Annotated in this window: 8 protein-coding genes; 6 read left to right on the plus strand and 2 right to left on the minus strand. The window is 62.2% G+C overall.

Annotation, left to right across the window (positions count from 1 at the left end; genetic code table 11):
* Positions 1-4 precede the first annotated feature (4 nt).
* A complete protein-coding gene (locus LVD08_RS12905) occupies positions 5-1,396 on the plus strand; it encodes an efflux transporter outer membrane subunit (RefSeq protein WP_247268323.1) in 1,392 nt (463 codons plus the stop codon).
* A 163-nt stretch (positions 1,397-1,559) separates the two neighbouring features.
* Here the strand turns inward: LVD08_RS12905 and pvdP are convergent, their stop codons facing one another.
* On the minus strand, positions 1,560-3,179 hold the full coding sequence (pvdP, locus tag LVD08_RS12910; protein WP_247268324.1) for a pyoverdine maturation tyrosinase PvdP: 1,620 nt from the start codon (positions 3,177-3,179) through the stop codon (positions 1,560-1,562).
* A 320-nt stretch (positions 3,180-3,499) separates the two neighbouring features.
* On the opposite strand from pvdP, the gene pvdM reads away from it, so the two are divergent.
* From pvdM to LVD08_RS12935, 5 genes are all read left to right on the plus strand, one after another.
* A complete protein-coding gene (gene pvdM / locus LVD08_RS12915) occupies positions 3,500-4,870 on the plus strand; it encodes a pyoverdine-tailoring dipeptidase-like protein PvdM (RefSeq protein WP_247268325.1) in 1,371 nt (456 codons plus the stop codon).
* Positions 4,867-6,147 (plus strand): pyoverdine-tailoring periplasmic protein PvdN, encoded by a 1,281-nt coding sequence (gene pvdN, locus LVD08_RS12920; protein WP_247268326.1) that lies wholly within the window; start codon positions 4,867-4,869, stop codon positions 6,145-6,147. Before pvdM ends, pvdN begins: the two co-directional genes overlap by 4 nt.
* A 37-nt stretch (positions 6,148-6,184) precedes the next feature.
* Positions 6,185-7,093, plus strand: a complete 909-nt coding sequence (gene pvdO, locus LVD08_RS12925; RefSeq protein ID WP_096797107.1) for a dihydropyoverdine dehydrogenase — start codon at positions 6,185-6,187, stop codon at positions 7,091-7,093.
* Positions 7,094-7,239: 146 nt separating this feature from the next.
* On the plus strand, positions 7,240-8,889 hold the full coding sequence (locus LVD08_RS12930) for a cyclic peptide export ABC transporter (RefSeq protein WP_007968743.1): 1,650 nt from the start codon (positions 7,240-7,242) through the stop codon (positions 8,887-8,889).
* Positions 8,890-9,005: 116 nt separating this feature from the next.
* On the plus strand, positions 9,006-11,468 hold the full coding sequence (locus tag LVD08_RS12935; protein ID WP_247268327.1) for a TonB-dependent siderophore receptor: 2,463 nt from the start codon (positions 9,006-9,008) through the stop codon (positions 11,466-11,468).
* A gap of 997 nt (positions 11,469-12,465) precedes the next feature.
* On the opposite strand, the gene LVD08_RS12940 is transcribed toward LVD08_RS12935, so the two are convergent.
* Positions 12,466-13,425 (minus strand): alpha/beta hydrolase, encoded by a 960-nt coding sequence (locus LVD08_RS12940; protein WP_247268328.1) that lies wholly within the window; start codon positions 13,423-13,425, stop codon positions 12,466-12,468.
* Positions 13,426-13,492: the final 67 nt, after the last annotated feature.

Below are 13,492 nucleotides of genomic sequence, written 5' to 3' on the forward strand. Positions count from 1 at the left end.
ATCTATGAAACCGCGCCTCAGCCTGTTGACCGTGTGCCTGCTCCTCAGTGCCTGCGGCAGTCCCGTTCAACGCCCGGACAGTGGCGTGCAAACGCCAACTGCCTGGCAGTCGCCCCATGGCGCCAGCGTTGCCCGCAACAACCCGCAGTGGTGGACGCAATTTGGCAGCCCGGAACTGGATCGTCTGATCGAACAGGCTCGCGTCGGCAGTTTCGACCTCGCGGCCGCCGTCGCTCGAGTGCGTCAGGCGCAGGCGGGCACCGTCATCGCTGGCGGCTCACAGTTGCCGGAGGTCAAGGCCGGTCTGAATGCCAATCGGCAGAAACTGCTGCGCGGCAATGGCTACAGCCAACTCGATGCCAACAGCAGCAACAAGGCGGTGGACTATTTCGATACCAACCTGAGCGCCACCTACGAAATCGATTTCTGGGGCGGCAAACGCGCGTCGCGCGACAGTGCGCAGTTCGCTCTGCAGGCCAGCGAATTCGACCGGGCGACGGTCGAGCTGACATTGCTCAGCGGCGTTGCCAGCACGTATGCGCAAACCTTGTCGCTACGCGAGCAGAGCCGCATCGCCGAACTCAATCTGGCCAACGCGCAAAGCGTGCTGAAACTGGTGCAGACGCGGTTTGATTCAGGCTCAGCCACCGCGCTGGAACTGGCGCAACAGAAGAGCCTGGTCGCCGCCCAGCAATGGCAATTGCCGCGCGTGCAACAGCAAGCCCAGGACGCGCTGATCAGCCTCGCCGCCCTCCTCGGCCGACCGGTGCAGCAACTGTCGGCGACAGAGTCCTTCGAGCACCTGCAATGGCCAGACATCGCCGCCGGCGTGCCCAGCGAGTTGCTCACGCATCGTCCGGACATCGCACGCGCCGAAGCCCAACTGGCCGCCGCCGAAGCTGACGTCAAAGTCGCTCGCGCGGCCATGTTGCCGGCACTGACCCTGACCGCCCAACTCGGCTCGGGCGCCAATCAGTTCGACGATTTGATCCGCAGCCCTTTCTACAACCTGACCGCCGGACTGGTCGCACCGATTTTCAATAACGGTCGCCTCGGCGCTGAACGCGACAAGGCCTCTGCGCGCCAGCAAGAGCTGCTGGAAACTTACCGTGGGGCGATCATCAACGGTTTCGCCGATGTGGAAAAAGCGCTCAATAGCATTCGCCGCCTGGATGAGCAGCGGTTGTGGCAGAACGAAGAACTGAATCAGGCGCAGACCGCATTCGACATCGCGCAGAGCCGTTACCAGGCTGGCGCTGAAGACTTGCTGACCGTGTTGGAAACCCAGCGCACGCTGTACGCGGCCCAGGATCAACATGCACAACTACGGCTGTCACGAGTGCAGGCGAGCATTGCGTTGTACAAGGCGTTGGGTGGGGGTTGGCAGGCCCGGTAATTGCAGCGTTTGACAGATTGCTTTCGCGAGCAAGCCCGCTCCCACATTTGAACGCGTTCCATCAGTAAGAATGCGTTCTCATGCAGGGGTCAGCCCGGACATTATTGTCTGACACATAACCCTGTGGGAGCGGGCTTGCTCGCGAAGAACGATAACGCAGCCCTCAAGTCGGGCTGGTTTTAGGCTTCAGATTGCGCGCATACCATGGCCGTTGCGGCACGCGGCGGAACAGGCCGGCGAGTTTTTCCTCGTCGGTGATGAAGGTGATGCGCAGCGCCAGCTTCATGGTTTCCGGATCCATCTCCACCGACTTGCCCATCTGCAATCCCGGCGTGGTGCTGCAGCCATGGGTGATCGGCCCGAGCCACGGGTCGTCGACTTCCACCCAGCGCCCCGGGGCAAACCATGGCACGCCATTGACCTGCAGCCGCGTGACTTCACCCGGATGGAAACGCTCATGGGCGCGGAACCAGTCCTCGATGCGATCATCGATCCAGCCATGGAAATGCCAGAACGTCGGGTTGACGTGGGAAGAAAACGGATCGCCGAGGAAATCGTTTTCGGCGTTGTACCAACGCGCCGCGAAGTCCGCCGGATCGCGGGCAAACGGCACCGGCTGACCGTTGGACGGATCGCGTGGCACGGAGGCCCAGCGCATGTGCAGCCAGTCATGCAGGCCCAACTCGACTTCGGAGCCGAACTGGCCGAGGGTAAGCCGGGCCAGATACGCCGGATCGCGATACTGCGACTCCCAGACCTGGAAGTTGCTTTCGTAAGTCTCGGCAGTCTTGATGTCGCTGACCCACTGGCTGAATTCGTCATCGCCCGCCGCCGTCCAGGTCGGCGGCAAGGCCGTGCCGTCGTGATTGTCGAAATAGCGGGCGAAGCCGACGCGGTCGCGGATCAGCTCCGGCTGCGGCAGCGGGAAAAACGCCCAGGATGGCAATTCCTGCATCGAGCGCGCCGTCCCGAGCATGTGCCGGTGCATGAAGAAAAAGTCCACGCCCGAGCCATTGCGATCCTTGCGCGGACCACGGGCATCGCGCTCCTTGTCGCGCGGGCCGGGCTGCCAGCCGATGCCGCGCAAGGCCTCGCGTTTGTCCTCGGGCAGTTTGTGCCACTTGTCCCGAGTCGCATGCCACAACTGGTGAAACAGGCGATGCTCGGGGGAGATCAACCACGCCAGCAACGTCGGGTTGAGCGGCGTGCGCTCGCGCGCTTCGGGAAACAGCCGCTTGACGGCGACGAAGCGATTGTCCTGCGCCGGCAAGGCCAGTGAGCGGTCCAGGCGCAAAGCCTTGCCGCTGAGCGTACCACTACCGGCATTACCGAAGTCGGCCCAGACCTCATCGAGGATCATCTCCAGCTCATAACTGATCTGGCCATCGGCGCCGATCAGGCGCCAGCTCAGTTTCGCCGCATCGGCTTTCGCGAGGTCGCCCAGAATTCGATAACGCGGGGTTTCAGCGGAACGCAGGCGCTCTGGCGTGTCGAGAAAACCGCACACACCGCGCCCCTTCTGGCCGATGTCGAGAAACACTTGCAGGCCCTTGAGCGGCAAGCCTTCGAGGCCGGCATCGGCACCTTCGAAACGGATATCCCACACCCCGCGCAACGCATTCGCCAGGCGCTGCCCGGCCATGTCCGCGACATCGAAAGACGCTTCGCCCGGGGTGATCGTCGGGTCCGGCTTCGTCCATTCACGATGCCCGAAATACGCCGCAGGCACGGCAGCGCCGGTCAGCGCCAGACCCGCCATGAACCATCGTCGAGAAATCTTCATTGCCCTACCTGTGTCAGCCATGAAGCAGGCTTTATCCAAGCTAGAACGTTTGTTGCCCCGGCAAATTTAACGCGCCCGGCGATGATGACCCGTGGCGAGGGGATTCATCCCCGATGAGTTGCGAATCAACTCCCATCCGACGCTGGCGGCGACACCAGAAGGGACAGCGCTGGCAGGCTTTGCGAGCGCTTCGCACTCGATCGGGGATAAATCCCCTCGCCACAGCACCAGGCTTAAATTTTGTTGCCAACCACTCGTTCTTCCCAGATAGCGAAGGCCTCCGCGCCTGCAACTCGATGGCGAACCTGACTGAGATGGCAATGACAAAACCACGTTCGAAAAAGGCTCTATTCATCGGCCTGCCGTTGGCCCTGGCGATCAGCGCCGGCGCAGGCTTTGCCGTGTGGCATCACTGGTTCAAGGACGACCTCGGCTACCCGGCCAAAGTCATGAAGCAGGCCGATGAGCTGCACGAACGCATGCTCTCTTTCGACAGCCATGTCAGCCTGACGCAAAATTTCGGCACCGACGGCCACGAAGCCGACAAGGACGGCGACGGCCAGTTCGACCTCGCCAAGGCCAACCGCGGGCGCCTGTCCGGCGCCGCCCTGACCATCTTCGGCTGGCCGGAAATGTGGAACGGCCCGAACGCCCCGCACAAGCCAACACCCGGCTTCGTCGACGAGGCGCGCAACCAGCAGGAAATCCGCTTCAAGATCATCTCCGGGATGGTTCGCGACTACCCCAATCAGGTCGCCATCGCCTACACCCCGGACGATTTCCGGCGTTTGCACGGCGAAGGCAAATTCGCGATTTTCATCAGCATGCTCAACGCCTACCCGCTGGGCCACGACCTCAACCTGCTGGACCTGTGGACGGCGCGCGGCATGCGCATGTTCGGTTTCAGCTACATCGGCAACAACGACTGGGCGGATTCGTCGCGGCCGCTGCCATTCCTCAATGATTCGCCGGACGCCCTCGACGGTCTCTCGGATCTGGGCAAGCAAGCGGTCAAGCGCCTCAACGATCTGGGTGTGATCATCGACGTCTCGCAAATGTCGACCAAGGCCCTCGAGCAAGTCGCGCAACTGAGCCGCACGCCGCTGGTGGCCTCGCACTCGGCACCGCGTGCGATGGTCGACATCCCGCGCAACCTCAGCGACAAGGAAATGCAGCTGATCAAAAACAGCGGCGGCGTGGTGCAGATTGTCGCGTTCTCGCAGTACCTGCGTCCGCTCACCCAGCACACCCAGGACAAGCTCAACGAGATGCGCAAGGACTTCGACCTGCCGCCGCTGCCGAACCTGGCGATGGCGTTGATGCCGGGCGACCCGATCATTGCCGCGTGGTCCGAGCAGAAGTTTGGCCAGTACGCCAGCCGCCTGTACGGCATCCTCGAAGAAGAGCCGAAAGCCAGCCTCAAGGATCTGGGCGATGCCATCGATTACGCGGTGCGCAAGATCGGCATCGACCATGTCGGCATCAGCTCCGACTTCAACGAAGGGGGTGGCGTCAAAGGCTTTGAGAACGTCGGCGACATCCGTAACGTCACCGCCGAGCTGATCTCACGTGGCTACTCCGAAGCGGACATCGCCAAGCTCTGGGGCGGCAACTTCCTGCGGGTCTGGGATCAGGTCGAGAAAGCCGCGAAACCGGCACTGGCCGCTGCGCCGGGAACTGCCAAGCCATGAGCAATCGTCGTGAGTTCTTGAAGCAGGCGGGGATTCTCGCGGCGGCGCTGCCACTGGGCGCGAGCCTGCCGAATGTCGCCGGTGCCGCGAACGCCGCGCCCGCGACCGGCAACAAGTGGACGCGGTTGCAGCAGCTGTTCGATCAGGATCCAGCGTATCTGCACTTCTCCAACTTTCTGATCACCTCGCACCCGAAACCGGTGCGCGAGGCGATTGAACGACACCGCGCCGCCCTCGACAAAAATCCCGGCCTGGCCATGGATTGGGATCTCGGCGTGATCGAACAGCGCGAGGAGAACGTGCGGGTCTGGGCCGGACGCTACCTGCAAGCCGACGCCAAACAGATCGCCCTGACCGGCAGCACCACCGAAGGTCTGGCGACGATCTACGGCGGCGTGCACGTGCGCCCCGATCAGGAAATCCTCACCACCGAGCACGAGCACTACGCGACCCACACCATCCTCGCCCTGCGTAGCGAACGCGACGGCACCCGGGTGCGCAAAATTCGCCTGTTCAAGGATTCGTACAGCGCCAGCAAGGCAGAAATCCTTGCTGCCATCGACGGCGCCATCCGCCCCGAAACCCGGGTGCTGGGCATGTGCTGGGTGCATTCGGGCAGCGGCATGAAACTGCCCATCGGTGAAATCGGCGCCATCGTCGACCGGCACAACCGTGGTCGCAGCGACGCCGACCGCATCGTTTACGTGGTCGATGGGGTACATGGCTTCGGCGTGGACAACCTGAACTTCGCGCAGATGAACTGCGACTTCTTCATCGCCGGCACCCACAAATGGATGTTCGGCCCACGTGGCACCGGCATCGTCTGCAGCCGCTTCGCCGAAGTCAGATACGTTACCCCGATCATTCCGACGTTCTCCGAAGCCACGGCGTTTTCCACCACCATGACGCCCGGCGGCTACCACTCGTTCGAGCACCGCTGGGCACTGGACGAAGCGTTCAAATTGCATCTTGAGCTGGGCAAGGCCGAGGTCGAGGCGCGTATTCACGCGCTCAACAGCTACCTGAAACAACGCCTGCAGCAACGTCCGCAAATCGAACTGGTGACGCCACTGAGCCCTGATCTGTCCGCCGGTTTCACCTTCTTCCGGGTCAAGGGCAAGGACAGCGCCAAGATCGCCGCGCACCTGATGGCCAACCGCGTGGTGGCCGATGCCGTGCACCGTGACGTCGGCCCGGTGATCCGTACCGCACCGGGGCTGCTCAACGACGAAGAGCAAATCGACCGCTTGCTGGCCGTGCTCGACCAGGCTCTTTGACCCGGACGCTCCTTTTTTCCTTTTAGCGAGACTCGCAATGAACAGTGAACTGCGTCGATTTTCCTTGAAGGCGCTGCCGGCGCTGATGCTCACCGCCCTCGCCGCCGGCCTGCTGCCGGGCGCCGCGCAGGCCGCCACCCCGCCTGCGCCGGGCAAGGTGTTCAAGGACTGCAAGGACTGCCCGGAAATGGTCGTGCTGCCCACCGGCACGTTCACCATGGGCACCCCGGAGGATGAGGTCGGCCGCGAGCCGGATGAAGGACCGCTGCACCCGGTGACGTTTGCCAAACCGCTGGCGATCAGCCGTTTCCAGATTCTGCGCGGCGAGTGGGACGCCTACCTCAAGGACAGCGGCTACAAAATGCCCGACGGCGACACTCGTCCCGGTCGCGCCTGCAAGGCGGGGATCCCGGATTATCAGGGCAGCGACCCGCGCAAGCAGTACACCGACAAGCACCCGGCGGTGTGCATGGATTTCCCGGAGGTCGAAGCGTACGTGGCCTGGCTGTCGAAGAAGACCGGCCAGCAATACCGGCTGGTCAGCGAGTCACTGCGTGAATACGCCGCCCGCGCCGGCAGCACCGGGCCGTTCCCTTTCCCGTTTGACGAAGGCAAGGAATACAGCATCGCCAAACACGCCAACACCTACGGCGCCGCCGATGGCTACAACTTCACCGCGCCGGCCGGCAGCTTCCCGGCCAATGCCTTCGGCGTCTACGACATGCACGGCAATATTTATGAGTGGACCGCCGATTGCTACAACGAGAACTACGTCGGCGCGCCAAGCGATGGCAGTGCCTGGTTAAGCGGCAAGTGCGACGTGCGGCGCATCCGTGGCAACGACTGGGGCGAGGCACCGGTGTTCTCGCGCTCGGGCAACCGCAACGCCACCTACACCGACACCCGCGGCGACTGGATCGGCTTCCGGGTCGCCCGCGATCTGTAACGCCATCGCCCGGCTAAATTAGCCGTCCAGCCAGTCGTTCTAAAAGTGGGCGCGATCCTCCATGGCGCGCCCACCGCCCTCTACGTCATCCAGGCGAACCCACGCGCAGTGCCGGTGTTCGCCGCTCCTTCAAGCAGGGAACCTCCATGAGCAAACCAACACGCGGGGTGATCAATGAATTGTTCGCCCTGCTCAAACCCTTTCGACTGATCGTCAGCGTGTCGATCCTGCTCGGCATGGTCGGTGGCCTGAGCGTCACCGCACTGCTGGCGACCATCAACAACGTGCTGCACGCCGAGGGCGCACTGACCAGCACGATGGTCGCGGTGTTCGCCGGCCTGTGCCTGCTGGCGCTGACCAGCTCGATCTTTTCCGACATCGGCACCAATTTCGTCGGCCAGCACATCATCGCCAAATTGCGCAAAGAGCTGGGCGAGAAAGTCCTTTCGGCGCCGATCGAGCAGATCGAGCGCTATCGCAGCCATCGGCTGATTCCGGTGCTGACCCACGACGTCGACACCATCAGCGACTTCGCTTTCGCCTTTGCGCCGCTGGCGATTTCCCTGACTGTTACCCTCGGTTGCATGGGCTACCTGGCGATGTTGTCGTGGCCGATGTTCCTGATGATGGCGGTGGCGATCCTGATCGGCACGGTCATTCAATACATCGCACGCGGGCGCGGCATGCAGGGTTTCCTCAAGGCCCGTGACTACGAAGACGAGTTGCAAAAGCACTATCACGCAGTCGCCGAGGGCGCCAAGGAGCTGCGCATCCACCGCCCGCGCCGGCATCGCATGTTCGTCTCGGGCATCGAAGGCACGGCCGACAAGATCTGCGACACGCAGGTGCGTTCGGTGAACATTTTTGTGGTCGCCAAGACCTTGGGTTCGATGCTGTTCTTCGTGGTGATCGGCCTGGCGCTGGGCCTGCAATCGCTGTGGCCGAGCGCCGACAAAGCGGTGATGAGCGGCTTCGTGCTGGTGCTGCTGTACATGAAAGGGCCGCTGGAACACATCATCGGCACCCTGCCGATCGTCAGTCGCGCGCAAATCGCGTTCCGCCGGATCGCCGATCTGTCCGAACAGTTTTCCTCCCCAGAGCCGCACCTGCTGCTCAGCGATCAGGGCCACCAAAAGACCCCAGTGCACAGCCTGGAACTGACCGATGTCTCGTACAGCTTCCCGACGGTAGAAGGCGCCAAGCCGTTCCGGCTGGGGCCGGTGAACCTGAAAATCGAACAGGGCGACATCATTTTCATCGTCGGCGAAAATGGCTGCGGCAAGACCACGCTGATCAAGTTGCTGCTGGGCCTGTACGCGCCACAGCAAGGCGAAATCCGCCTCAACCAGCAGCTCGTCGATGCCGCCAACCGCGACGATTACCGTCAGTTGTTCACCACGATCTTCGCCGACTATTACCTGTTCGACGACGTGGTTCAGGGCGATACGCATATCCCGGAAGACGCCAACCAATACCTGGAGCGCCTGGAAATTGCGCACAAGGTCAGTGTGCGTGACGGCTCGTTCACCACCACCGACCTGTCCACCGGCCAGCGCAAGCGTCTGGCCCTGATCAACGCCTGGCTGGAAGAGCGTCCGGTGCTGGTGTTCGACGAGTGGGCCGCCGATCAAGACCCGACCTTCCGGCGGATTTTCTATACCGAGCTGCTGCCGGACCTGAAGCGTCTGGGCAAGACCATCATCGTCATTTCCCACGACGATCGTTACTTCGATGTCGCCGACCAACTGGTGCGCATGAGCGCCGGCAAAGTGGTCACTGAGCTGCAACCCGCCTGACTGTGAAAATTTTGTAAAAAATTTGCGTTGAGCTTTCCGGTTTTCGGAAGGCTCAACGTCTTACTAACAGTTAATAGAAATAGTTCTCAGTCAACACTTTGAAGAGTAGAAGAACAATGCCCGCACCGCACGGACTCCACCCGCTCGCCAAGGCCCTGCTGATCCGCCGCTCCTTCCGTTGCACCTTGCCCGCGTTCTGCGCCATGGCCCTGACTGTGCCGATGATCGGCCAGGCCCAGGCCGCCGCCGTGGCGATCAATATTCCTGCACAGTCGCTGGGGAGCGCGTTGCAGGAATTCGGTCGCCAGACCAACCTCCAAGTGCTGTACAGCCCGGATGAAGTCAGTGGCCTGCGCAGCAGCGCCGTCAGTGGCAACCTGGAACCGACCGCCGCCATCGCGCAACTGCTGCAAGGCACCAACATCGCCTACAGCGTCGAAGGCAACAACGTCGCCTTGCGTTCGCGCAGCACCGGCGGTGCCAGCCTCGATCTGGCCCCGACCAGCATTTCCGCCACCGCCGAATCGGCCTGGGGCCCGGTAGACGGGATCGTCGCCAAGCGCAGCGCCACCGGATCGAAGACCGATTCGTCGCTCAAGGAAATCCCGCAGACCATCAACGTCGTCACTCAAGACGAAATCAAGATGCGCGGCTCGAAGACCGTCACCGAAGCCCTGCAATACACCCCCGGCATGACCGGCGGCGGTTTCTCGGACCGGGTGAAGATCTTCGACGAACCGACGTCCCGTGGCTTCTCCCCTACTCCGCTGTACCTCGACGGCCTGCACATGCCTTACGGCGGCGGCAGCACCGGCGGTTCGCTGCAGATCGACCCGTACACCCTGGAGCGCGTCGAAGTGCTCAAAGGCCCGGCCTCGGTGCTGTACGGCCAGAACCAGCCGGGCGGTATCGTCAACATGGTCAGCAAGCGCCCGACCGCGACCCCGCTGCACGAAGTGAAGCTCGGTGGCGGCAGCTATGACCGCAAGTACGGTGCCTTCGACCTCGGCGGCCCGATCGATGATCAGGGCGAATTCCTCTACCGCCTGACCGGTGTGGTCAACGACAGCGGCTCGGCCATCGACTACGCCAGCCAGAACCGCATGTTGCTGGCGCCAAGCCTGACCTGGCTGCCCAACGACCAGACCACCATCACCGTGTTCGGTCAGTACCAGAAAGACCACGATGTACCGGAAGCCCAAGGCCTGCCGGCCAACGGCACGGTGCATCGCAGCCAGGCCGGGCGCATCAGCCGCAGCCTGTTCCTCGGCGAGCCGGACGTGAACAAGTACCACCGCGAGCAGTTCGTCGTCGGTTACGAGATCGCCCATGAACTCAACGACGTCTGGACCCTGAAGCAGAACGCGCGTTACGCCGACATCAACGACCAGTACGTGGCGCCGCTGCACGGTTATGCGTTCCCGACCAACCCGGTCACCGGCCTCAACGACGGCAGCTACCAGAGCCGTTATGCGGTGGACTGGTCGCAGCACAACAAGGTCTACGGCATCGATAACATCGCCCAGGCCAAGTTCCACACCGCCGACGTCGAGCACACCGTGCTGCTGGGCGTGGATTACTACCACTACAATTCGAAATTCCTCGGCCTGTACGACCGCACCGCTCCAGGTCTGGACCTGTACAACCCGGTGTATGGCAGCCAGATCAATTTCCGCCAGCCGTACAAGTGGGACAACACCATCACCCAGACCGGCCTGTACGCTCAGGATCAACTGCGCTGGAACCAGTGGTTCCTGACCCTCGGCGGTCGTTATGACTTCGCCGAAACCGACAACAAGCAACCGCTGAGTGGCGGCCACAGCAACCAGAAGGACGAGAAGTTCACCGGTCGTGCCGGCCTGGGCTACGAGTTCGACAACGGCATCACGCCGTACGTCAGCTACGCCGAATCGTTCCTGCCACAAACCGGTACCGACATGAGCGGCGGCGCCTTCGAACCGACCACCGGCAAGCAGTACGAAGTCGGTGTCAAGTACGAGCCGAAGGCCATCGATGGCTTCATCCAGTTGTCGGCGTATCAGATCGACCAGGACAATATGCTGACCACCGACCTCGCCAACCCGGGCTTCAGCACCCAGAGCGGCTCCGTGCGTTCGCGCGGTATCGAGCTGGAAGGCAAGGTCAACGTCACCCGCAACCTGCGCGTGCTGGCGGCGGTGTCGCGTAACCAGACCAAGTGGGAGAAGGACAACGACGGGCGCGAAGGTCGCACCCTGGCCATGCGTCCACCGCTGACCGCCTCCGCGTGGGTCAACTATGACTTCGACATCTCCACCGCCCTCGCCGGTTTCGGCATGGGCCTGGGCGCCCGTTACGTGCGCAGCAGCTACGGTTCGGATTACGAGTCGGACTCGTTCCAGATTCCGTCCTACACCGTGTATGACGCCATGGTCTCTTACGACCTGGAGAAATCGCCGCTGCATGTCAAAGGCGTGAAGCTGCAAGCCAACCTGCAAAACCTCACTGACGAGAAGTACGTTGCCGCGTGCAATGGCACCCTCGACTGCTACTACGGCGAAGGCCGGACCATGACTGCTGACGTGACCTACAACTGGTAATACGTTTAGCGCTCACTGAAACGCCGGCATTTGCTGGCGTTTTTTTTGGAGACTTGGCGGCCTTGGGGCCGACCAGGCTCTTGGGGTTTTGGGTGAATATCCGTTGCTTCGGGTGCTGCCGCTGGCGGTTTCGCTCTTACAGCGAGTCACCTTTTCCAGACGCCGAAAAGGTAACCCAAAAGGCTTTGCCCCGGCGTACGGCACTTCGCTGAGGCTCAGTGTTCCCTCGCTACGGTGTCCATCCGGGGGCATCGCCTCCGGTTTGCTTCGCTGCACCTCCTCTCGATGTATGCGGCTCCGCCGCATGGCGCTGCGCGCCTAACCCCCGGATGGACACCTACGCTCGGCCTGCCGAAGGGGCAAAAGATCAAAAGCCACATCAAGAGCCAAAGCCAAAGCCAAAGCCAAAGCCAAAGCCAAAGCCAAAGCCAAAGCCAAAGCCAAAGCAGATCAAAAGATCGCAGCCTTCGGCAGCTCCTGCGTGGGAATGGGTGTTTTCAGTTGGAGTTTGGTCGACTGGCAGGCCGCCTTCGCGAGCAAGCCCGCTCCCACAGTTGGAATGGGTGTGTTCAGTTGTAAATGGGTCGGCTGTCAGGCCGCCTTCACCAGCAGGCTGGCTCCTACAATTTAGAGAGCGTGCACCCCTTGCGGCGAAGCCGCCCCACTCAACACAATGAGCGTTAGCTCGAGTACCGCTTTTGATCTGAGGGCCCGTCGGCAGGCTGAGTGGAGGGATTTATCCGGGGGTGGGAGCGCAGCGACCGTTTGGCGCAGCCAAACACAGCGAGAGGAGGTGCAGCGAAGCAAACCGTAGGCGCTGCCCCCCGGATGAATCCCGCAGCGAAGGAACCCGAGCCTAGGCGAGGGCCGAACGTCAGGGTAAAGCCTTTTTGGTTACTTTTTCGGCGTCTGGAAAAAGTGACCCGCCGTAAGGGCGGAACCCTAAGTGGCCGTTACCGCAGCAACGGATATTCACCCACTCACCCCCCCCACCCCGTCAAGCCAAATCAAACACCTCCACCAAGCGCCCAGCAATCAACCCCAGCGCCTCTTCAGCCTCATCAACAATCGCCCCCATCCGCATAAAGTCATGGGTCATGCCCGAGTACACCTGCAAATCCACAGCAACCCCCGCCGCCTGCAAATGCCGGGCATAAGCCACGCCCTCATCGTGCAACGGATCACACTCGGCCAACACCATCAGCACCGGCGCGACATCGGCCGGAACTTCGCCGAGCAACGGCGAGAAACGCGGATCGAGACGATCGCTGGCATCACGCTGATAGTGCGCGTAGAACCACTGCAGCGAAGCCTTCTCCAGCAGATAACCTTCGGCGAAACGCTCGATCGAAGGCGTGCTGCGACTGGCATCGGTGACCGGATAAATCAGCACCTGCAAACGCGGCTGCACAGCGGCATCCGTCAGTTGCGCAGCCAGCACCGTGGCCAGGCTGCCACCAACGCTGTCACCAGCAATCGCCAGCCGCGCCGTGTCGATGCCCAGATCAGCAGCACTCGCCACCAGCCAGTCCCAGGCATCGCGGGCGTCGTCGGCCGCTGTCGGGAAGCGATGTTCCGGCGCCAGTCGATACGCCACCGACAGCACCACACAATCCGCCAGCGAAGCCAACGCGCGGCACAGCGAATCATGCGAGTCGAGGCTGCCGACCACATAGCCGCCGCCATGAAAATACAACAGTGCCGGACGACCGGCACCCGCCTGCAACGGATGATTGCTGTAGATCCGTGCGTTCAACAGTGCACCGTCACGCACCGGCAATTGCAGCTCATCGACTACGGCCAGTTCTTCACCGCCGGCGTCCATCAGCAACGATGACTGATCGAATTGTTCACGGGCCTCGGTCGGGCTCAACTCGTGCATGCCGACGCGTTTGCCACTGGCCCGGCCGTTGCCGACCAGTTGCAGAAATGCGGCGATATCAGGATTCAATGACATTCAAATCTCCAAAGCGATCGGGCGCCATCAGCGCCCGATCGGTTTTACTTGGGTTTCACAGCAGGTT

Source organism: Pseudomonas sp. YL2 (genome assembly GCF_023063025.1).
Taxonomy (GTDB): Bacteria; Pseudomonadota; Gammaproteobacteria; order Pseudomonadales; family Pseudomonadaceae; genus Aquipseudomonas; species Aquipseudomonas putida_A.

What these genes read in the sequence shown, in the direction of transcription:
- LVD08_RS12905 (WP_247268323.1), top strand. Translation starts at nt 5, where the DNA reads ATGAAACCGCGCCTCAGCCTGTTGACCGTGTGCCTGCTCCTCAGTGCC.
- pvdP (WP_247268324.1), bottom strand. Translation starts at nt 3,179, where the DNA reads ATGAAGATTTCTCGACGATGGTTCATGGCGGGTCTGGCGCTGACCGGC.
- pvdM (WP_247268325.1), top strand. Translation starts at nt 3,500, where the DNA reads ATGACAAAACCACGTTCGAAAAAGGCTCTATTCATCGGCCTGCCGTTG.
- pvdN (WP_247268326.1), top strand. Translation starts at nt 4,867, where the DNA reads ATGAGCAATCGTCGTGAGTTCTTGAAGCAGGCGGGGATTCTCGCGGCG.
- pvdO (WP_096797107.1), top strand. Translation starts at nt 6,185, where the DNA reads ATGAACAGTGAACTGCGTCGATTTTCCTTGAAGGCGCTGCCGGCGCTG.
- LVD08_RS12930 (WP_007968743.1), top strand. Translation starts at nt 7,240, where the DNA reads ATGAGCAAACCAACACGCGGGGTGATCAATGAATTGTTCGCCCTGCTC.
- LVD08_RS12935 (WP_247268327.1), top strand. Translation starts at nt 9,006, where the DNA reads ATGCCCGCACCGCACGGACTCCACCCGCTCGCCAAGGCCCTGCTGATC.
- LVD08_RS12940 (WP_247268328.1), bottom strand. Translation starts at nt 13,425, where the DNA reads ATGTCATTGAATCCTGATATCGCCGCATTTCTGCAACTGGTCGGCAAC.